Raw genomic sequence first — 21,830 nt, 5'->3', positions numbered from 1 at the left:
AAGAGTACATCATGCAAAACTTGTAAAAGCTTGGGAAGAAGAGAATGCAAAATATATTAGACTCTTTTATCTTCCAGCATACTCACCAGATTATAACCCAGATGAATATTTAAATCAAGATTACAAACAAAGTGCTAATAAATATGAATTACCAACAAGTCAAAAACAACTACGTAATAATACAGAAAAATATATGTTATCTCTTCAAAAAAATCCACAAAAAGTAGCTAATTTTTTTAAACATCCAAAGGTTAAATATGCAAGTTAAAATTCAGATTATTTATTAGGGGAGTAATAACTTTGGGTAGAATGATGTATGAAATTTATCTATAAAGTTTATAAAACAATCTATTGAATATTCTAGCCCCTTTATATCATTCATCTTAAAATTTGCATAAAACCACCAAGAAGCAAGTTTAAAATCTTTTGTCTCATTAGAAAGCAAATATTCACAGTTTTCAATTATCTGTCTAAAATTACACATTTCTTGCGTAACACTTGAAATTTTATCTATTTCTAACTCAACTTGTAAGTATCTATCTTCATACTTACAATCTTTTCCAACAATAGTTCCAAATAACTCTTCTAAAATTGATTCTCTTACCATTATTACCTAAATAAAAAAAATTAAATATGATTTTAGTATTTTATTCCTTTAAATCTATTTATTTATATAATATTTTATTATTAAAATATATCTAAATCAATTATTTTAATTTATTTTTAGTAGCTATAATATTTTTAAAAGATTAAAATAGAAATTGTAGATAATATGTGATAATCAATAAGATGAGACACCGAAATATAAAATCATAATCCCTTAAATATGGACTTAATAGAGTGTAAATTTTGATTTCTACTATTTTTTAGAAAGTTAAGAAGCTTTATAATTTATATATTATGGAGCTTTATAAAGCTCCATAAACTATTTTACGAAATGTCTTAATCTTCAAGAAGTTTATTTATATAATCTTTTGCCTCTTTTGTCATTTCAAGTTCCATATGTGGAGCATCTTTTACTTCAATAAGTTCAACATTTAAGCCTTTTTTCTTTGCTAATTCATAAAAATCTTTATTCATTTGAGGAGTTGATATATCATCTTGTGTTCCATAAACAATAGCTATTTTTGTATCTTTTGAGATATTATCTACTACATCAACTGCACTAATTAAACTTTTATCATCTGGAACTTTTTTATGAATATCATAATTTCCACCAGCACAAACCAAATTATCAACTAAATTTGGCTTCAATCCAATAGCTGTCGCACTTAGCATACAACCAGCACTATGAGAAATAACTGTTGTTTTTGGGCTATCAAATTTCTCTTTTAAAGCTTCTACTAACTCAACAAAGAATTCAGCATACTCTTTTTTTGCAGCTAAATTTTTCACCTCTTTAGAACCAATAGCTTTAAGATGATTTGAAGAACTTTTTGAATATCCTGGAAGTGCAATGGCTAAAGTTGTAACATCACTACTCATTGCAATATCTTCTGCAAAAGGTGAATATCTAGCAATAATATCTGTTCCTTCATCCCAAGTTCCATGAACTATAATAGTTAAACCACTATTTTCACCCTCAAATGTTTTAAAATTGATACACTCACCTTTTGCAAAAACAAAATCTTCACCTCTATTTTCACAATCACTTTTAGAAACATTTGCAAAAAGTGAACTTGCAAATAAAAAACCAGTTAATAGTAAAATCTTTTTCATCATTTCTCCTTTTTAATAAGCTGTAATACCTATATATCCATCAACTTGTCGCTCAATAACTTCAACAATTCCAGCTTGAGTATAAGAAATATCATCTATAAAATCTGCTTCTGTCCAATTCATAGTTTCCATCGTATTTCTACAAGCAATAAACTCAACATCATACTCCATAAGAGATTTTATTCTATCTAGTGTAGTTTTATCAGCATCTTTTTTCAAAGCTCTAAGCCCTTTTCCATAAGCAACAACTACAATTTTTAAACTTTCTGCTGGATACTCTTTTAAGATATTGTACATAGAACCAACTGTATGACTAACTGTATCAACATCTCCAGAATGAAGTGAATAAACTACCTTTCTTGGGTTATCAAAACTAGGTTTTGGCTCACTAAATTTTGATTCACCAAATAAAAAACCAACTAAACATAAAACTAAAAATAATTTTTTAAACATTTTCTATCCTTTTTACTAACATATCTTTTTCTATAATACCAGATTTAATAATCTTACAATAAACACCTCTATTATTCTTTAAAAGCCGAGGTAAATGATTATGAAAAGCTGTCAAATGGTTACAAATAGTACAAATTGAACTTAGTTCGATTACAGAATCCCCTATTTCAAATTTTGTTCCAATATCAAATTTATGTGGATCAAAATCTAATAAAATATTTTCTCCTAATGTTCCATATACTATATTTATATCTCTACTTTTTGCCAATTCATAAGAGTTTATTCCAACAATCATTACTGTTTGTTCCAAGTTTTTTCCTGCAAACTTATCAAACTCTATTCCATAATCTTTGATTAAGTTAAGATTTTCAACTCTTGGTCTTGGCATAGAACTCTCTTTTGTTCTTGCACTAAAAGTATCTAATACTTTCCCTACAATCATTTTATATTCTTTTTCAATATATCTAAATAATCTTTTTTAGACCAAGAACCTGGATAATTTGCTTCCATAATACCACTGCTATTCACAATAAAGAAGCTAGGAGTTATCTTTTTATACTCTTTTTGTAAAGAAAAAGGCAAAGATGAATTTTCCATATCAACTTCTATAAAAATATAATTTTCATCACTAATTTTTTTAACTTCATCCAAAGATAAAACTTCCCTATCCATTTTTTTACAGAAGAAACAAGTTTTTGAAGTGGCATAAACTATAATTTTTTTGTTTTCATTTGTTGCTCTTTCTAAAATTTTCTTCTCTTCTTCAGCTTTAAAAATAGGCTCTTTTACTACAATATCCTCTTTTAAATTCTCTTTATATTCCAAGAAGTAGTAACTAAGATTTATATAATCTTCATCTTCTAACTCACTTTTCATACTAGGTTTATTATCATAATAATTCATAACTGTATCATCGCAAATAGAGTTAAATCTATCTGGTTTTTCTAAATACTCTCTTAAAAACTTCTCTATCTCTAAGATTTGAATATCTGGCTCATTTGGGTCACCAATCCTATTTGGTCCATCCATCATAGCCCACACAATCATATTTGCAGTAGGAGTTTTTAGATTTAATAAACTATTGTCTTTTTCAAAATAGTTCTCTTTTATTAAAGACAAAGGTATATACTCTTTATGGCAAGAAGAACATTTTTCTATAAAAACCTTTTTCCCATCTTCATAACTATTTCCAAATAAGTTTAAAATAAACACTGAAAATATAAACAATAGCTTCATAAAATCTCCTTTTTCCATTAAAAAAACATTTTTTAATATCTTTTAAATGAAAAAAAGGCACAAAGAGTGCCTTTTATCAAATAATTCCAGGGTTACCTTTTACTCCAACAATATCAGGAGTATCAACTTTTAAGTTTGAAATATGTTTTACATTTTTTAAATATGTTTCAACTGTTTCCCAAACTGGCTCACCTTCAGATTTTGCTCCAACAGTTGACCAACCAGAGATTTTATAAGATTTAGAAGCATCTATTTTCTCTCCTGTTTTTGTTAAAACAATATCAGAAATTCTACTTCCCATTTTTGCTTTTGGATCTATTTTATAAGAAATTCCACCTGTTCTTACCATATCTCCACCTTGTTGATAAAATGGATCTTCATTAAATAAGTTATCAGCAACATCTTCTAAAATATCTTTTAAATCACTACCTTTCATATCTCTTACATAAGTTTCAGGATATGTCATAGCTGTTTGTGTCATTAAATCATCAAAAGTTATTGTTTGACCTTTCATAACAGATGTTCCCCATCTAAAACCTGGACTTAGAGAAATATCTGCACCTTTTACTTCAAGTAAAGCATCACAAATAATTTGATCCCAAGAACCATTAAAGTTTCCTCTTCTAAACAAAGTCTCCTCTGTTGTAGCTATTGGTCTTGTTAATTCTTTTAAATATGGAAGTCTTACATCTTCGATATATTTTTTCATCTCTTTATCTTCAGGAACTAAATCAGAGAAAATTGGAAGAAGTGTAAATTTGAAATCTTTAATTTTTCCATTAGCAATATCAAGGTCAAGAACATTTAAGAATTTACCATTAGAACCTGCATTACAAACATAAGTTACACCTTTTGGATTTGTAACAGGAACTGCTTCAGGAACACCATCGTGAGTGTGTCCACCCATAATAAAATCTATTCCTGTACAAACTTCTGCCATTTTTTTATCTGTATCAAAACCATTGTGAGAAAGTACGATTACAGCATCTGGTTTCTCTTCTTCTCTTATTTGATCAACTAATTTTTGCATACTATCATCATAAATACCAAAAGTCCAATCAGGAATAAATCTTTGTGGATTTGCAATAGTTGTATATGGGAAAGCTTGTCCAATTATTGCAACTCTTGCATTACCCATTTGTTTAATTGTATATGGTTTAAATGCATGTCCTGTATCTTCATCAAATGCTGGTGCATCATTCATTAACGCATCTTCTTTAACAAAAACATTTTGTGCTAAAAATTCTGCATTTAAAGCTTTTACATTTTCTAAAACTTCTTCAGCTGTATAAGTAAATTCCCAGTGTCCAACACAAATATCAACACCAAGAAGGTTTAAAGCACCAACCATATCTTTACCTCTAGTCCATAAAGATGTTGCACTTCCTTGCCAAGTATCCCCACCATCTAAGAATAGAGTTTTATCTTTACCAAAACTATCTCTTAAAAAATCAACTACAGTTTTAATTTGAGCAAAACCGCCAGTTTTCCCCATTACTTTTGCATGTTCTTCAAAGTTTACACAAGAAAATGCATATTCAAGTCTTTTATTTCCTTTAATTCCATAATAGTCTAAAAATTTATCCCCAACAATATGAGGTGGTTTTCCTAAATTTCCAAATAATCCTAAATTTACACTTGGTTCTCTAAAATATACTGGTAAAAGTTGTGCATGAGAATCTGTCATATGTATAAATCTTGCATTTCCAAATGGTTTTAATTTATAGTAATCTTCAAGTTTTGTTGAAGTATCTGTCATTCTTGTATGAGAGTTCGCAAATATAGGAGCTGCACCTAATGCTGCCATCATATAAACAAACTCTCTTCTACTTAATTTACTCATTTTGTATCCTTTTTAAATAGTTCCCATTTAAAAAGGGAACCGTCCATTTTATAACTACTTTTTACAACGGAGATATAAAATCTCCTAAAAAGTAGCAAAAACCTGAAGTGGCTTCAAGAATGAAGCCTTTATAAATAAAAAAAGCCAAGATAAAATCTTGACTTTTTAAAATAACTTAAGACTTTTCTTAATACTTATATCCATCGCTAGGGCTTGATAATTTCCAAGTCTCTTTCCCTTGAGCTTCTTGAGTTAAAGCACTAATTGCAAAGCTACAAGATCTCCAAGCAGCAAATTCAATAGAAACCATCTCTCCAGTTGGTTTTGCTTTTTCATCTACTATAGCTATCTCTTTAGCTCCTGTTTTTAAAGCCTCTTGTGTAGCTTCAATATATTGACTAGCTTTCATACCAAGTCTCATGAATTCAACTTTGTGTTCTTTTGCTATTTTATTATATTTTTCAGCTGTTTGAATAACTTTTTCTACACCATTTGCTTTTACATCACACTCTTTTTTAACATCTAGTTGTAAAAAATCTTCAGCTCCTAAAGATGTAAGAGATAAAGACAATATTGCAGAAATTGCTGTAATTTTTAAAATACTTTTCATCATAAATCCTTTTATTTTCTTACATCTGGACCATCAACTGGCATTTCGTTTGACATATAAGCTAAGAAATAAAGTAACTCTTTCATCTCTTCACTCTCATCTTTTGGTGGAACTTGCCCTTGGTCTAAAACACAACCAGATAATCTTCTTTCAACTGTTCCAATATCTGTCCATTTTAATCTTAAAACAGGGAAGTGTGTAACTTGTCCTATTAAAGGAGATAAGATTTCATTTCTAACTCTTTTACCTGCACCCTCAACATGGCAAGTAGCACAAGAAAGTTTTAAATAACCTCTTTGAGTATAATAATACTCTTTGCCTCTTTCATAAGCAGCTTTTGCAGCTTCACTTTGAATTTTTATATCAAAATTTTTACCAGCTTCTTTACTCTCATTTACATAATAAGCTTGAAACTCAGCCATAGGTCCTTTTTTAGTTCCCCACTCTTTTTCACCATTTGCTCTTAAACAGTCATTAATTGCTGAAGTTAAAGATACCATTTTTTGAGTTTTATCATCAAAATAAGGATATGTTCCTGCATTTGTTAAATCAGGAAAACAAGTTTGTAATGAATTACCATTTGCAAACTTTTTAGTATATAACTCTTCACCTTTTTCAATTGCATACTCATAAGGTGGCATCTCTTTTAATTCATCATACTGAAATTTTGCATCTTTTGCATAAGCATAAGACCCAATATTAAAATCCATATGTTTTAAGTTTTTTTCATATTTTGTTGCTAACTCTTCTTCATTTGAGTATGGAAAAAATCTATTTAAATTTTTTGCTGGATCTTCAAATTTTGTCTCAAAATATTTAATCATTTCAAGTCTATCTTTTTCTGCTCCTGCATTAAAATTTGCAGCAGCTAATGAGCTAGCTGCAAATATTAAAAATGTAGTAGATTTAACTATTGTAGAAAACATGTTATCTCTCCTTTTTTCTTTTTTTTTATCAAAATTATTTGATTTTTTCGCTACTTGTATCAGTATTACCTTTTAAATCTGTCCAAGTAAATACTAACTCATCTCCAACATTTGCACCTTTAAATGAAAATTTAAAGTATGGGTCTTTTGATAAGAATTGACTTGTAGATGCTTCATATACAACTTTATCTCCAACTTTTGCAATTACATAAGTAATAAAGTTTGCCTCTTTTTTAGCTCTTTCAGCCTCTTGATAACTTAACATTTCATGAGATGCTAAAGCTTTAACTTCACATACACCATTTTTATCTATTTTTGCTTTAATTTTTGTACTTGCCATTTTAATATCCTTTTTATTTTATATTTTAATTATTTTTTGTGAATTGTTGAATATATCAACCTCCACATCCACCCATTGTAACTTTAATCTCTTTTGTAACTGAATGTAATTTTCCACCAACTTCTGCAACAACTGTTACTTTACCTGTTTTTGCCATTTTAATTCTAAATGCATAATCTAAAACCATATTTTCATTTACAGTAAATACAGCAACTGCACTTTCTGGGTTTGCATCTTGGAATACTGCAATTTTACTTGCTTTTAATTCTGTATCAAAAGATACAGGAACAACTGCACCATTTTCAGCAATTTCTGGAGCTTTTAAGTTAATTCCACCTTCTGTTGTAGCACTTGTTCCAAAAATTTCTTTAATTGCATCATCAACTTTTGTTGCAGTCCAAGCTTTTGGCTTACTTGCTCTAAAATCTTCAGCACTTAATTGTGAAGGAACTGTAGCAGCTGCTAATACTCCCAATCCTAAACCTAAAAAATTTCTTCTATTTAACATAATTCATCCTTTTTATTAATTTATTGTTTTTAAATAAGCAACTACTGCTTTAATTTCATCTGGACTTAACCAACCATTTCTTCCAAATGCAGGCATAGATGTAACTGGATTTCCAGTTGATGGGTCAAAAACTTTATCAAATAAAGCCTCTTCAGGCCATAATGCTAAATTTTCTAATTTTGGTCCCATATTTCCTGGTCCATCAATAGTTTTTCCATTTGCCGCATGACAAGCCAAACAGTTACCTTTTGTATTTGTCATAAAAATTTTTTCACCCTTTTTTATTAGTTCATCATTGGCATTTGAACCAACAACAAATAATGAACAAAGAGCAAAAACAGCTGCCGTTCTCTTTAGTACACTCATAATCTCTCCTTTACTTACTAGAATTAATCATATAATCAACGATTTCTTTAAACTTTTCATCGCTTAAATCAGTTCCGCCCTTAGGTGGCATAGCATTTATACCATTTATTCCGTTAGAATATACTGTATCTAAACCATGTTCAAGAATTTTTGCCCAAGCATCTTTATCGCCAACAACTGGTGCGCCTATTGCTGCATTTGAGTGACAAGCAGAACATCCAGCATTTTCATACTCAGCTTGACCAGGTACTGACTTACTTGCATCAACTGTTGGTAAATCTCTAGCTGTTGAAAGTGGTTCATTTGAACCTTTTGATAAATCATCTTGAATTCTAAGAACCAAGTTATCAACTCCACCTTTTACGCAATCTTTCATACATCTAGTACCTTTACCATATATTTTAGGATCACTTAAAAGTTTAGTCATATTTTCAACACCAACTTGTGGCTTATTAGTTGTATTTGTTTCAGGGTAAAAACCATTTGCATTTGGCATAACGATTTTTAGGAATTTCTCTTTATCTAAAACATAATCATCATCTAACTCTTCGCCATCAATAGTGATATTATTTAATGATAGTAAATATGCTGTAAGTGCATAAGTTTCACTATTTGATAAAGTTTTTGGTGCATTAAATGGCATTGACTCTTGGATATACCAAAAAAGTGTACTTGCATATGGCCAAAATGAACCAATTGTCTTATCTGGAGCTTCTGGATTTGGTTCATCATCTGCTGGATTTAATCTTTGATTTTTTAAACTTTCAACAGTTCCACCAGCAAGTTTAGGATAACCTTTACCACCACTTCCAAAGTCTCCATGGCACATAACACATTGAGCATCATAAAGTTCATTTCCTAACTCTACACTACCTTGTGCTTTTTTAGGATTTCCATCTTCATCTAAAACTGGTTTCCCATGTTTCATATCAAATTCTGGTAATCCTGTACCATCATACATTATATCTAAATCCCAAGCCGCAATTTCTGTAGGAGTAGCATCTCTTCCTATATTAAAACCTTTAAAGCTTTGAGTATTTACATGGTATTGTGTATATTTTCCATCTTTAATTGGATATTTAACAGCTCCATCAACAGATGAATTACTAGCTGCTTGTGCTGAACTTACCAAAAAAGTAGCTAAACCAATACTTAAAACAGTATTTTTAAGCTTTGTGATGTTTTCTAATGTGAACATTATTACACTCTCCTTTTTCAGTAATTTCCCAAGTAACTATTGCATTTCTATGGTAAACACTCTCTACACCAACAGCTTTAGTCTCTTCATCAATAGTTGGTTGTATATTTCCAAAGTCATCATATGATCTACTTGATAAGAATAGAGGTTTTCCATCCCATTTATAGATATAAGAAAATCTTGTCCACGATTTTGGTAATACTAAACCTTTAAGTTTAGCTTCAACCCAGTTATTTCCACCATCAAAAGATATATCAACTCCTTTAATAGTTCCATGTCCACTCCAAGCAATACCCTCAATTTCAACCATATCACCAGCTTTTAGGTGTGTCCATGGTTTTTCTGGACAGGGCTTAGTAATTACAGAATTCACTTCATTTACCCAGAAAAATCTAATAGATTTTCCATCTTTTTGAAGCATTGTATATTTTGAAGTCTCCTCTTTTGCATGCCAAGGTTTATCACTAAATTCAAGTCTATTTAACCACTTAGTATTTAAATTTCCTTCCCAACCTGGAACAACAAGTCTAATTGGATAACCTTGTTCAGGTCTTAAAGCCTCTCCATTTTGTCCCCAAACAACCATAACATCATCAAGAGCTTTTTCTACTGGAATTGTTCTTGGATTTGATGCATTATCACTTCCAACAGCCAACATCCAAACAGCATCTTTTTCAAGCCCAATATCATCTAATATTGTTTTTAGCATAACTCCAGTCCATTGAGCTGAACTCATCATACCTTTCATAAACTGTAAGCTATTAAATTGTGGTGCTCTCCACTCTGGACTTCCATTTGCAGGACACTCAATAAAATAAGTTCTAGTTTCACTTGGGTATCTTTTTATATCTTCCAAAGTTAAAACAACTTCTCTTTTTACTTTTCCATGAATCATTAATCTAAATTCATTCGGATCTATTTGTGCAGTTCCACCATGATTTCTAGTAAAGAATAGCCCATTTGGAGTTGTTATTCCTTCAGATTCATGGATTGGACACATAGAAATAGATGCATAAGCATCACCTGAAGATAATAAATCGTGAGTTCTTCTTATATTATTATGCTCATAAACAGATGGTAATCCGTAAGGGTTTTTATTTACCACATCACCTAACTTTTGTCCCCAAGGTGCATCATTTATTATTGCAGGGTCATCTGCTCTTAGAGAAACAGGTGACAAGACAGATGCAGCACTTAAGGCACCAGCTGAGTAAATAGCAGTTTTTTTGAAAAAATCTCTTCTACTTGTAGCTTCTACAACAGATGACTCTTTTGTAGTTTTTAAAGCTTTACTACTATCCAAACTAACCTCCTATAAAATTTTGACTATTTTTTTAATACTAATGTCATTTACATTATAGATTTTATAAGTTAAAATAGAACTTAAAATATTAATTTTTCTTATAAGAAAATTACAAAAATACACACTAAAATAGCATAAAAATAGCATTTGTTACCAAGAAAAAAATGATTGATTTTATTTAATTATAATAATAAAAAGAGTAGCTTATATTAACTATCTTTTTACTATTTTTGTATCTGGTTTTATATCTAACTTGAAGAATTTATATAGTTTTCTAATAAATATCATAAGCAATAAACCATCTAGCATACTAGCAATTATAAATGAGAAATATTCATCTTGAGAAATTAAACCATAGTTATACGAAAGCATTGCAATTGCAACCATAAAAGTAAGTGGCATAGAATCACTTAAAGCAAAAAGTGCAGTTTGTTTTGGTTTTAAATAATTTAAGAAAACAAGGTAAGAGCTAACAAATCTAATAAAAATAATTGTACACATAATAAATATTGCATGTTGTAAAATATCAAAAGTCACCATTTCCAGTTTTACAGTTGAACCTGTATAAATAAAGAAAATTGGAGCAAAAAAACCAAATCCAAAAGACTCTATTTTATGCAATAACTCCTGTTTTTGATTAAAAAACATTTTAAAGAAAAGCCCAGCTGTAAATGCTCCTAAAACAACATCTATTTTTAAAATAAGCATAATTGATACTAAAATTAGAAGTAAAGATATTGAGAATCTTATATCTTGGTCATGTTTATCATCAACATTATCTGGAATTAAATATTTTTTAACTTCAGGAAACCACCAAAAAATCATATAAGAAAAACGAAGAAGCAAAATAGTAACAATAACAACTGCAAAAATTGTAAAAATTGATGTAAAAAATCCACTACTTAATCCAAATTCAGTCCATCCACCAAACAAAGTCAAGGCTAAAATACTAATAACTTCTCCAACAACACCAATAGATAAAGCAAGATTTAGCCAAGGCTCATCTTTTCCATACTCTTTTATTAGCATCATTAACATTCCTAAAGAAAATATAGGAAGTGCAACAAAGTATGTAAGCCCTAAATTAAAAAACCAACAAACAGCACCAGAAAGTGTATATAGTAAAACAAAATATAAAATAACATTAACAGCAAGTGTCGCTTTTATAACCTTTACAAGTTTGAAATTTATCTCTAAACCTGCTAGGAACATAAGATAAATAAATCCAAATTTAGCAACCAATTTTAAAGTCTCATCATCATAAATAAGCCCTAAATATCCACATAATAAACCTAAAATTATCTCTACAACAACCACGGGTATTTTGAAAATTTTTGCAAAGATTGGAGCAGACATAATTATCATACAAACCGTTATTATTAAAACTATTTTTTCCATATTATCCTATTTTACTCTTCTGGCTCACTATTAGTTTGCATTCCTGCTTCTGTTAGAAACGGACTTGCCACAAAAGTTAATTTTTTTATTTTGTCATATTTTGCATAAGATAGATATAAAATATCTTTAGCTCTTGTAACTGCAACATAAAAAAGTCTTCTCTCTTCTTCAAGACTTCCACCTTTACTCATTAGCTTTCTATTTGGAAATCTTCCATCCATCAAATCAATAACATAAACTTCTTTAAACTCCAAACCTTTACTAGCATGAATTGAGAGAAGATTTACTCCATCGCCTTCACTTAACTCGCTTCCACCCAAAATCATAGAGTTTATAAATTTTGATAAATCAGAAAAATTTCTAGCTAAATTTTTAAGTAACATAGCTTTTCTATTTATTTTTGCTAAAGCTTTTGTTTTTTGGATAGGATTTATTTCACCATCTTTTTGTGTTGCTCTTTTTGTTGATAACATATCTTTTATTTTTGAGTATGCCATTGATGAACTTATCATAGAGAGAAGATTTTCTGGGTTTTTCGTTCTTCTTAACTGTTTAAAAAGTAGATAAATATCATAAATATATTTTGCTCCATCAACTCCTAATTTTGGATGTTTTAGTATTGGATTTGATAAAAATCCTTCTTCAAAATTACAATCTTTAAATTTAGATATACTTCCAAGCTCCATAAAATCATCAAAAAGTCCAAGTTGCTGATTTTTTGCCCTACTTTCGTAAGGGTTATTTATACTTTGATTGAAAGAGAAAAATCCATTTAATAAACTTCCATCTCCCAATTTTATAAGTGCATCAAAAATATCTTTTGCTATTGCTTTTCCTATTCCTTTTCCATGCTCTAGTATATGAATAAATGCCATCATATCATTGTTTGAGATTTGTAAGACCAAAACATCTAAAAGAAATTTAACTTCAACAGAATCAAAAAAACTCATTCCACCTTTTCTTTTTGCAGGAATTGAAAACTCTCTTAAATTGGCTTCAATTCCATCTGCACTTGAGTTATTTCTATAAATTATTGCAATTTCACTATGAGGAGTTGAAGATTTTGATATTAGCTGAGAAATATATTCATATTGAGAAAAAAGCTCATTAAAAACTAAAAGTTTAGGTTGATGAGTGTTTTCAGCTCTTACAACTTCTAATTTTTTAGGATAAACTCTTTCATTAAACTCAATAACTTTTGTAGCTAAATCTAAAATAGGTTTTGTAGAACGGTAGTTTCTTTTTAGTGTAAATACATTTGCATTATCATATCTTTTTGCAAAAGTAGAGATAATTCCAATATCAGAACCATTAAAAGCATAAATACTTTGGTCATAATCTCCAACACAAAAAAGAGATTTTGGTCTAAAAGCATCCAAAAGTCGCCCTTGAAGTGGATTTGTATCTTGATATTCATCTACAAGTATCTCTTTAAAAGAAAAATCTTTATCTTTTAAAACTTCAAGCATTGTTGTTAATAAATCATCAAAATTTACATATCCATACTCTTTTTTCAAAGTATTAAACTCATCAATAACATCTTCATAAATAAGTGTATAACTCTCGTGAGCAGGGCTTTTCTCTTTTATCCAAGTTGTAAAATCTTCACTATTATTCGAGTTTAAATATAAAGAGTAAATATCATATAAATATCCTCCATCATAAGGATTTGCTTCCTCATTTCTATCCATAAAAACTCTTTTTTCATAAATAGATTTAAATAGTGTTTTAAGCTCATTTGGTTGTTTTAGAGTGATATTTACTTCCAACTCTTTTAAAAGTTTATATGAAACAGAGTGAAAAGTTCCAGCCATAATCTCTTTTGCAATCTCTTTTGAAAAGATTTTTGAAACTCTATTTATCATCTCAACAGCAGCTTTATTTGTAAATGTAAGTAATAAAATCTCTTTTGGTTTTATTCCGCTATTTATTAAATGTGCAATTCTTCCAACAATTGTTGATGTTTTTCCTGTTCCTGCACTAGCAATTATTAAATTATATCCACTTTGGCAAGTTGCGGCATTTAATTGTTCTTGATTTAGGTTTGATAATGGCATAAAGAAGGCTTATATTTTTAGTTTATTAGGTAATTTCATTTTGAAATAGTAGTATAAAGGGAGTTAAAAAGAGATAAAAAAAGAGAGCCGCCTAGGGGAAGCGACTCTCTTCATACACAAGGAAACATAAAAATTATCTATTTAAGAAACTTATCTTAAAAAAATATTTTCTATAAATAAGCTAATAAATTAACTTACTTATGTTGAAATTATATATAAAAAAGATTAATAGAATATTAATGATAACTTAAAAAAATTGTTATTTTTTAAAATTTATGAAAAATAAACTCTTTATTGATGATTTTTTTTGGCTATACTTCGTAAAAATAAAAGAAAGAAGAAAAAATGCAAATATTATCAAAAGATGCTCCACTTGAAACATCAATAAAAAAATTAAAAGATATAATAGACAATTTAGGGCTAAAAGTAAAACTATCAAAAGAAAAAAATCCTGTAAAAAATAGCTTTTCAATAAATTTAAGCCTTGAAGGTGCAAATAATTTTATATTTTCAAATGGGAAAGGTAGTCTTTTGGACTCTTGTTTAGCTAGTGCTTATGGAGAATTTATCGAAAGATTACAGACAAATTTATATTTTAATGATTTTTATTTAGAAAATAGAAAATTTTTTGCTGATCAAAAAGAGTTTAATTTAAATGAAGAGTTTTTAAGCAAGAAATTAAAAAAATATTACAATTTAAAAGATGTTGAAAAAACTGATTTCTTAGATTTCAACTCAAACAGTTTTGATAAAATAGTATCTTTGCCTTTTGTAAATCAAACAACAAAAGAGATAGAATTTTTTCCTATAAATTTATTAGCAAATTTATATGCAAGTAATGGTTTATCAACAGGGAATAGCCCAAATGAAGCGAAAGTTCAAGCTCTTTGTGAGATTTTTGAAAGAAATGTAAAAATAAAAGTTTTAAAAGAGAGTTTATCTCTTCCAGAGTTTCCAAAAAGTGTAATAGAAAGTTTTTATAAAATATCTGAAGATATAAAAGCATTAGAAGAAAATGGCTACAAAATAAAAGTTTATGATGCCTCTTTAGGTGGAGTTTATCCAGTAACTGCAATAGCTTTTATAAATCCAAAAAACAACACACTATTTTTATCTTTTGGAAGTCATCCTATTTTGGAAGTAAGCTTAGAGCGAACTTTAACTGAGCTTTTACAAGGAAGAGAGATAAATGAACTTGATAGTTTTGAAAGACCAACTTTTGATAAAGAAGAGATTTGTTCAAGTTCTAATTTAGAATCTCATTTTGTGGATTCAAATGCAAAAGTTGGACTACAATTTTTGAATAAAAATAAAGATTTTTCATACACTCCTTGGGAATTTGAAGTAGAAAATTCTACCTTACAATTTGAAAGTTTAAAAAATATTTTAGAAAAAGAAGATAAAGAGATATATTTAAGAGAATATAACTATTTGGGGTTTTACTCTTGTCAAATGATAGTTCCAAATTTCTCTGAAATTTATCCTCTTGAAGATTTGATTTATAACAACAAAAATCAAGGAAAACTAATAAGAGATTTTATCTTAAATAAAGATAATTATGAATATGAAGAGTTACTTGATGAACTAAATGGCTTTGATGATTTTGTATATATTGGGGCATTTATCGGAGTTATTTTTAAAAATGATTTCACTTTAGCTGAGTTTAAAGCTGATATTTTAATAAAATTAGAAGAGTATGAAGAGGCTATTTTCTATCTTGAACAATCAAATAAAAGCTTCAACTATCTTTTGGCACAAATCTTAAGAGCCTACGAACAAGATTTAGATTTAGAGGATTATAAAGATGCTCTTTGTGATGTCTTTGGAGAACAAGAGGTAAAAAAAGCTTTTCAAATAGTTAAAGGTGATAGCTCTCTTATATCTTTAGAGTTTGCATCTTCGTATAAAACTATTTTAAATATGTTTGATATAAAAAGTAAAAAAGAGTAAAACTACTCTTTTTTTAACTTAATTCTGCCATTTTCTCTTCAAAAACTCTGTTTATATCTTCCATTTTTTGCATAATATCTAAAATTTCACTCTCTATTTGTGATTTGTCTTTTACACTACTTAGACTATTTTCAAGCTCTTGCTGTTTTGCTTTTAGTGGTTTTAAATCTTGGCTTTTTTTGGCTACCAATTCAGCTCTTAGCTTTTTACTCTCTTTTTTATTTATCTTTGGCTTATCTTTTTTTATCTCATCATTTTTTGAGTTTGAAGTTTTTGTGGGTTTTACATCATTTATATCATCGCCCCAACCTATTTTCTCTAAAAACTCATCATAAGTTCCGTTGAAATAATCTGCTCCATCATTTGTAAAAACTATAAGCCTATCACAAGTGGCTCTAAGCAACTCTTCACTGTGAGTTACAATTATACTAGAGCCTTGAAACTCTTTTATAGCATTTGTAAGTGCTTCAATACTCTCAATATCAAGGTGGTTTGTAGGCTCATCAAGGAAAAGCAGATTTACATCTTGTGCTATGATTTTTCCTAGCATTACTCTTGATTTTTCTCCACCAGAGAGAAGTGAGATTTTTTTCTTTGCATTATCTCCGCTAAACATCATAATTCCGCAAATATTTCGCACCACTGGTTCTGGAATTTTATTATTTACACTTTGTATCTCTTCTATTATTGTATTATTTTGGTTTAAGTGATTTATATTTGTTTGTCCAAAATGCCCAAAAACTGTACTTGGATGAAAATCTACACTTCCACTAAGAGCTTTTAATTCACCTGCAAGTACATTTAAAAGTGTTGATTTTCCTTTTCCATTTTTCCCAATAATTCCCAAAGTTTCACCACGACTTAGTGCAAAAGTTATATCTTTAAAAAGTAAGTTGCTTTTATCGTATCCAAAACTTACATCTTTTACTTCAAGTAAAAATTTAGCACTACTCTCTTTGTAGTTAAAATCAAATCTTAAATCTTTTTCATACTCAATATCTTCTAAAATATCCATTTTCTCAAGTATTTTTACTTTTGATTGAGCCAAAGTGGCTGTTGCTGCACGTGCTTTATTTTTTGCTATAAACTCTTCTAAATCTTTTATTTTTTTATCTTGTGCTATTTTTTGCTTTTCATAATGCTCTTCATTTGCTGCTAGTTGCTCAAAGAATTTTTGTGTGCTTCCTTGAACTATAAATGCATCTCTTCTTATAATTCCCATCGTGTGAGTGCAAACACTATTCATAAAATCTCTATCGTGAGTGATTAAAATAACCTCTCCATCAAAGCTTTTTAGAAACTCTCTTAGCCATCTAATTGATAAAATATCCAAATAGTTTGTAGGCTCATCAAGAAGCAACATATTTGGCTCTGTTAAAAGAAGTTTTGCTAAGTTAATTCTTATTTGGTAACCACCTGAAAAACTCTTTGGCTCTTTTTGTAAGTCATCTTCACTAAATCCAAGCCCAAAAAGAATTTTTTCTGCTTTATAGATATTGTATTTGTCATCTTCGCTAAGAGCCAAAGCTGTTTCATCTAGTAGAGTTTTTTCTGTGAAATCAAAATACTGCTTCAAAGCACCTATTTTATAGTTTTTAGGTCTTGCAATATCTCCACTATCTGGCTGCTCTTCTCCTAAAATAAGCTTAAAAAGTGTTGATTTTCCTGTACCATTTCTTCCTACAAGCCCTACTTTATCGCCTTTGTTTAGTCGTAAGTTTAAATCTTGATATAAAGTTTGTGTTGGGTATGATTTTTTTATATTTATTAGCTCTATCATTTTTCTCTTTGCTCTTATCTTTGTTTTTGGAATTTTTAAGGCAAGATTATAGGATATTTTTTGTTATAGCTTGGTTATTTTAGATTTTACTCAAACTATAAAACTCATTTTTAAAACTATCTTCATCTTTAAAATTGTAAAAAGGTAGTCCTAAAATCTTATAACTTTTACTCTCATACAGCTCTAAACCATCGTTATTAATACTTTCTAGTAAAATCTTATTGTCATTTGTACACTTTGTAATATCTCTTAAAAAATCATCTTTCCATTTATCAAACTCTACTAAGTGATTTCCTTTTGGTTCGCAAAATATTTGATGAATGGTTTTTTTATTATCTTCTAAAAGCAAGATAAAATCAGGCTCAAATCTTGCTCCATCTGTTTTTTTATCAAAACTATAAATCTCAAATGATTTTTCATTTCTTATTAGTTTTATATCTTTATATTTTTCTTGTAAGTTTGGAATTACGCCTTTTATAAACTCTACAAAATGTTGTTCTTCGGTTGTGCATTCGTGTGGCTCAAAAATATACCAATCTTCAACTCTTGATATTTTGGCACTACTATCTTTTTGTTTTAGTAGTTTTTTTGCTGGTATTTTTAGGTTTATTCTATGTGGATAAAATTTTAAACTTCCAATTTTGCTATTACTATTTTTCAAAATCTCTTTTTCTAATTTTTCTAAAACTTTTAAAATATACTCTATTTTTATCTCATCATCAAGCAAAAACTCTTTTGAAGTATGAAAAACAAACTCTATATCTCCTAAATAGTTGGTACTACCAATAAATTCATCTATACTTTTTAAATTTGGAAAGTATTTTTTAAGATTTGAAAAGTAAAAAAACGGTTTTTTATTTATAGCAACTCTTGCTATATCTTTGTCAATTTCACTTATTTTAAATTTTGCTGTAAACCTAAAATCGCTATCTTGCACCACTTCATCATCTTCATCATAAACTTTTATTTCTCTGCTTTGATTATCTATTTTGAATTTTTGAGTTTTATATGAATTTATATAATCACTAATTGTATTTATCTTTATCCTATCTTGATTTATCTGTTTATTTGTAAAAATATATCCATATTTGTACAAATCACTATTTAAAAACTGCTCTTTTACCTTTAATTCTACTGTTTTATAGTTATCTTCATTTTCATCAATAAGCCCAATCTTTACAAGCTCTTTTCGTATAGCACTTATATATTCGCTTTGATTTATACTATGAAAATACATCTCTTCAAGTATCTTTGCCTCTTCGCTTGGATATTTATCAAATTTTCTTTTATATTTATCATAATCTTCATAAACAAATGGAAAATATCTTGCACCTCGCCCTATTAATTGGGCTTCACTTATTGTGCTACTTGTATTTTTCTTCATCTCATCAAGTTTTACAATATCAAAAAGATTTAAAACATCCCAACCTTCATTTAAAATATCAACTGCAAATATTGCTCTTATTGGATTATTTACATCTTCTAAACTATTTAGATATTTTAATTTTTCCTCTTTATCTTTGGTTTTTGAGTGGATTACCAAACAAGAATCTTTTTTAAATCCATATTTAATAGCACTTAAAAAACTATTTATATCTGTTATTTTCTCTTTTAGTTTTACTATAACTTCCAAGCTTGATTTTTCAAAAATATTTTCTATATCTTTGCTAGATAGATTTTCTACAAGCTTTATAAATTCTTCATAAATAGTATCTATATTTTCAGTATTTCTAACAGTTTTAAACAAAATTACAGGCTTTATAACCTTTTTTAAAACTTCATTTGCAATAATTCTTCTATATTCACTTATTAGCACTGCTTGAAGCATTCTTTCAATATCGTTTAAATTATCACTTATTAGTTTTATATCTTTGCTATATCCATCATCTCTAAACTTTTTGAGTGCATAATCATAGATTATTTTGTCTTTATATTTTGAAGCTATATTTATATCGCTTAAATCTTGAGTTGCTGTAAACTCCAAAAGTATATTTTCTTTGTTTGATTTTAAAAGATTTTTTGTAGTTGTTTCCCAATCTTTTTCACTATCTTTTAAGCTTTTTGTATTTGCATTTAAGTGGTGTGCTTCATCCGCTATTAAAACTATTTTTCTATTTTCAAAATCAGCATAAGTTATAGAGTTCTCTTTTATAGTCGTTTCTAAATCTCCGTGAAGTTTGTTTATAGTTGTAAAAAGTATATTTATATCATCTTTTTTTGATACATCAAATGTATCTGTAATTTCATTTATGTTTATCTGCTTATTATCTATTTTTATATCTTCTTTAAATAAATATTTTTGTGAGTATTTGTTTAAAAGATTATCTTTTGTCTTTGTGATAATATTTTGAGTATTTACAAAAAATATAAAATCTCTATAACCTTTTTCATATAGATACAAAATTGTAGAAGCTATAATATTGGTTTTTCCACTTCCAGTTGCCATATGAAAAAGTAAGTGTTTGTTTTCTATTTTTGAGTAATGTTTATCTTCACAATAAAATATAAAATTTTCTAAGGCTTTTTTTTGATAATCTCTTAAGGGTTGTTTTATATTTTCTAAAATACTTTTTGGTAATTCACTTTCCCAATATCCCCTATTTTTAAGAAATTCAATACCTGTTTCAATCTCTTTAAAAAGTATCTCACTCATTTTCTATTCCATAAAAAGCTTTATTAATTGCTATTTCTTCTTTTGAAATACTATAAGTTTCATCTTCTATTTCACTTATTGGAAGATACTGAAGATTTTTATTTAGTTTTCCTATTTCACTATTTTTGAAATTCTCAATAGTTTTTAGTTCTGCATAAACAAACTCTCCACCACCACTCCAATTTACAGCTTTTGAAATTCCACCTTGTTCGCCATCTATTACTTTTTTTAGTCGTTCAACAGCAATATCTTCTATATAGTCCATTTGTTCTATTCCTATATATCTTCTATTCATTTTATGTGCAACTGCACAAGTTGTGCCACTTCCTAAATGAAAATCCATAACTAAATCGTTTTCTTTTGTTGATAAATTAATAATTCTTTCAATTAATGTTTCTGGTTTTTGCCCACTTAAACCACATATATTATCACTACTTCTATTTAAATTACCAATATCAGCCCAAAAATTATCTATTTGTTTCCCAATTTTAGTTCTTTCTTCCAAATAATACTTTTCTCTCATTGTATTACCATTTATGTATAATCTATTATCATTTTCTAGTGCTTTTAATTTAGTTTCTTTCATCCTCCAACCTTTAGCAGGGCATTTCCAAGTTTTTCCAAAGTTATCAATGTAATCATATGTAGTTTGTGGACCTGGATTTCCTGTTTTCTGTAAACTTACTGTACTATATTTACCTCTTCCATCATTATCATCTTTATTATATGCTTTAATATCTTTTTCAGTAAGTAATGTTGTTACATTGTTAATATTTGTTAGTATATTTTTTGAATATAAATGAAGAATATCGACATTCCAAGGTAAATTTTTTGAAACAGTTTTTCCTGCATAAGTCCTATGCCAATATATTGAATTTCTAAAATTTTCTTTAGCAAATACTTCATCCATTAAAACTTTCAGATATGCTTGTTCATTATCATCTATTTGTACGATAATAAAACCATCATCACTTAAAAACTCTTTTGCAACTTCAAGTCTATTTTTCATAAAAGTTAGCCAAGTTGAGTGATTAAAATTGTCATTATAGTTAAAACTATCGTTTCCAGTATTATATGGTGGGTCAATATAAATCAGCTTTACTTTCCCTGCAAACTTCTTTTTTAGGCTATGAAGTGCTAAAAGATTATTTCCTTTTATTATCAGATTATCATCTTCTTTTATAGTAGGATTTTTTCAATCTTTTCTTTACTATATCTTTTTATATTTGTCAAAACTTTTGGTTCAAAAAGCCTATCTATTTCACTGCTACTTAGTATTTCATTATAAAAAACTTCTTTTCTTTTATCATCATCTTTTGTTTGCCCACCTTCAAGCACACAATCTTTATGTGGAAAAGCTAGAACAACATCATCAAATTTTTGGCTTAATGAAAAAAATGGGTTGCTAAATTATCATTTTTTATTATAGTTACTTAGATATTCATCTATAAGTTTTATCTTTCTTTTTTTAGCTAATCCTTGATGTAATT

Annotated in this window: 20 protein-coding genes and 1 pseudogene; 2 read left to right on the top strand and 19 right to left on the bottom strand. The window is 28.4% G+C overall.

Features of this window, described 5'->3' with window-relative positions; genetic code table 11:
* Positions 1 to 268, top strand: a 268-nt coding sequence (locus IQC44_RS10590; protein ID WP_198306334.1) for a transposase, incomplete at its 5' end; no start/stop codon positions are given.
* Between the two features lie 15 nt (positions 269 to 283).
* Here IQC44_RS10590 and IQC44_RS10585 read toward each other — a convergent pair.
* From IQC44_RS10585 to IQC44_RS10515, 15 genes are all read right to left on the bottom strand, one after another.
* On the bottom strand, positions 284 to 607 hold the full coding sequence (locus IQC44_RS10585; RefSeq protein ID WP_198306333.1) for a type VI secretion system ImpA family N-terminal domain-containing protein: 324 nt from the start codon (positions 605 to 607) through the stop codon (positions 284 to 286).
* Positions 608 to 942: 335 nt separating this feature from the next.
* Positions 943 to 1,719: an alpha/beta hydrolase family protein gene (locus IQC44_RS10580; RefSeq protein WP_228286330.1), complete on the bottom strand. Its 777-nt coding sequence runs from the start codon at positions 1,717 to 1,719 to the stop codon at positions 943 to 945.
* A gap of 12 nt (positions 1,720 to 1,731) precedes the next feature.
* Positions 1,732 to 2,172, bottom strand: a complete 441-nt coding sequence (locus tag IQC44_RS10575) for a DsrE family protein (protein WP_198306331.1) — start codon at positions 2,170 to 2,172, stop codon at positions 1,732 to 1,734.
* On the bottom strand, positions 2,165 to 2,614 hold the full coding sequence (locus IQC44_RS10570; protein ID WP_198306330.1) for an MOSC domain-containing protein: 450 nt from the start codon (positions 2,612 to 2,614) through the stop codon (positions 2,165 to 2,167). Before IQC44_RS10570 ends, IQC44_RS10575 begins: the two co-directional genes overlap by 8 nt.
* Positions 2,611 to 3,408: a thioredoxin family protein gene (locus IQC44_RS10565; protein WP_198306329.1), complete on the bottom strand. Its 798-nt coding sequence runs from the start codon at positions 3,406 to 3,408 to the stop codon at positions 2,611 to 2,613. Before IQC44_RS10565 ends, IQC44_RS10570 begins: the two co-directional genes overlap by 4 nt.
* Before the next feature lie 76 nt (positions 3,409 to 3,484).
* Positions 3,485 to 5,251, bottom strand: coding sequence for a thiosulfohydrolase SoxB (gene soxB, locus IQC44_RS10560; RefSeq protein WP_198306328.1), 1,767 nt, complete (start codon positions 5,249 to 5,251; stop codon positions 3,485 to 3,487).
* Positions 5,252 to 5,438: 187 nt separating this feature from the next.
* Positions 5,439 to 5,861, bottom strand: coding sequence for a hypothetical protein (locus IQC44_RS10555; RefSeq protein WP_198306327.1), 423 nt, complete (start codon positions 5,859 to 5,861; stop codon positions 5,439 to 5,441).
* Positions 5,862 to 5,872: 11 nt separating this feature from the next.
* Positions 5,873 to 6,787, bottom strand: coding sequence for a sulfur oxidation c-type cytochrome SoxA (soxA, locus tag IQC44_RS10550; protein WP_198306326.1), 915 nt, complete (start codon positions 6,785 to 6,787; stop codon positions 5,873 to 5,875).
* A 34-nt stretch (positions 6,788 to 6,821) separates the two neighbouring features.
* Entirely contained in the window at positions 6,822 to 7,127 is a 306-nt protein-coding gene (gene soxZ, locus IQC44_RS10545) for a thiosulfate oxidation carrier complex protein SoxZ (protein ID WP_198306325.1), read from the bottom strand.
* 55 nt (positions 7,128 to 7,182) lie between these two features.
* A complete protein-coding gene (gene soxY / locus IQC44_RS10540; RefSeq protein WP_198306324.1) occupies positions 7,183 to 7,635 on the bottom strand; it encodes a thiosulfate oxidation carrier protein SoxY in 453 nt (150 codons plus the stop codon).
* Between the two features lie 15 nt (positions 7,636 to 7,650).
* Positions 7,651 to 8,001, bottom strand: a complete 351-nt coding sequence (gene soxX / locus IQC44_RS10535) for a sulfur oxidation c-type cytochrome SoxX (RefSeq protein ID WP_198306323.1) — start codon at positions 7,999 to 8,001, stop codon at positions 7,651 to 7,653.
* Positions 8,002 to 8,011: 10 nt separating this feature from the next.
* Entirely contained in the window at positions 8,012 to 9,199 is a 1,188-nt protein-coding gene (locus IQC44_RS10530) for a c-type cytochrome (RefSeq protein WP_198306322.1), read from the bottom strand.
* The gene (gene soxC / locus IQC44_RS10525; protein WP_198306321.1) at positions 9,168 to 10,502 is read right to left on the bottom strand and encodes a sulfite dehydrogenase; all 1,335 of its coding nucleotides are present in this window, start codon (positions 10,500 to 10,502) and stop codon (positions 9,168 to 9,170) included. Before soxC ends, IQC44_RS10530 begins: the two co-directional genes overlap by 32 nt.
* Before the next feature lie 213 nt (positions 10,503 to 10,715).
* A complete protein-coding gene (locus IQC44_RS10520) occupies positions 10,716 to 11,900 on the bottom strand; it encodes a cation:proton antiporter (RefSeq protein ID WP_198306320.1) in 1,185 nt (394 codons plus the stop codon).
* An 11-nt stretch (positions 11,901 to 11,911) separates the two neighbouring features.
* Entirely contained in the window at positions 11,912 to 13,957 is a 2,046-nt protein-coding gene (locus tag IQC44_RS10515; protein ID WP_198306319.1) for an ATP-dependent helicase, read from the bottom strand.
* 345 nt (positions 13,958 to 14,302) lie between these two features.
* On the opposite strand from IQC44_RS10515, the gene IQC44_RS10510 reads away from it, so the two are divergent.
* Complete coding sequence (locus tag IQC44_RS10510) at positions 14,303 to 15,907, top strand: YcaO-like family protein (RefSeq protein ID WP_198306318.1); 1,605 nt, start codon at positions 14,303 to 14,305, stop codon at positions 15,905 to 15,907.
* Positions 15,908 to 15,920: 13 nt separating this feature from the next.
* Here IQC44_RS10510 and IQC44_RS10505 read toward each other — a convergent pair whose 3' ends face one another.
* The 4 genes and pseudogenes from IQC44_RS10505 to IQC44_RS10490 all read right to left on the bottom strand — a co-directional run bounded on the left by IQC44_RS10505 (position 15,921) and on the right by IQC44_RS10490 (position 21,678).
* Positions 15,921 to 17,687: an ABC-F family ATP-binding cassette domain-containing protein gene (locus tag IQC44_RS10505; protein WP_198306317.1), complete on the bottom strand. Its 1,767-nt coding sequence runs from the start codon at positions 17,685 to 17,687 to the stop codon at positions 15,921 to 15,923.
* Positions 17,688 to 17,766: 79 nt separating this feature from the next.
* A complete protein-coding gene (locus tag IQC44_RS10500) occupies positions 17,767 to 20,340 on the bottom strand; it encodes a DEAD/DEAH box helicase family protein (protein WP_198306316.1) in 2,574 nt (857 codons plus the stop codon).
* Positions 20,333 to 21,382: pseudogene (locus IQC44_RS10495) on the bottom strand (site-specific DNA-methyltransferase); the annotation flags it as partial. The gene IQC44_RS10500 and the pseudogene IQC44_RS10495, both read right to left, overlap by 8 nt.
* 137 nt (positions 21,383 to 21,519) lie before the next feature.
* Positions 21,520 to 21,678, bottom strand: a complete 159-nt coding sequence (locus IQC44_RS10490; protein WP_198306315.1) for a hypothetical protein — start codon at positions 21,676 to 21,678, stop codon at positions 21,520 to 21,522.
* Positions 21,679 to 21,830 lie beyond the last annotated feature (152 nt).

Origin of the sequence: Arcobacter vandammei, assembly GCF_016106035.1 — a bacterium.
Taxonomy (GTDB): domain Bacteria; phylum Campylobacterota; class Campylobacteria; order Campylobacterales; family Arcobacteraceae; genus Aliarcobacter; species Aliarcobacter vandammei.
Note: the sequence above shows the minus strand (reverse complement) of the source record. Positions and strands in the feature narration are given on the sequence as shown.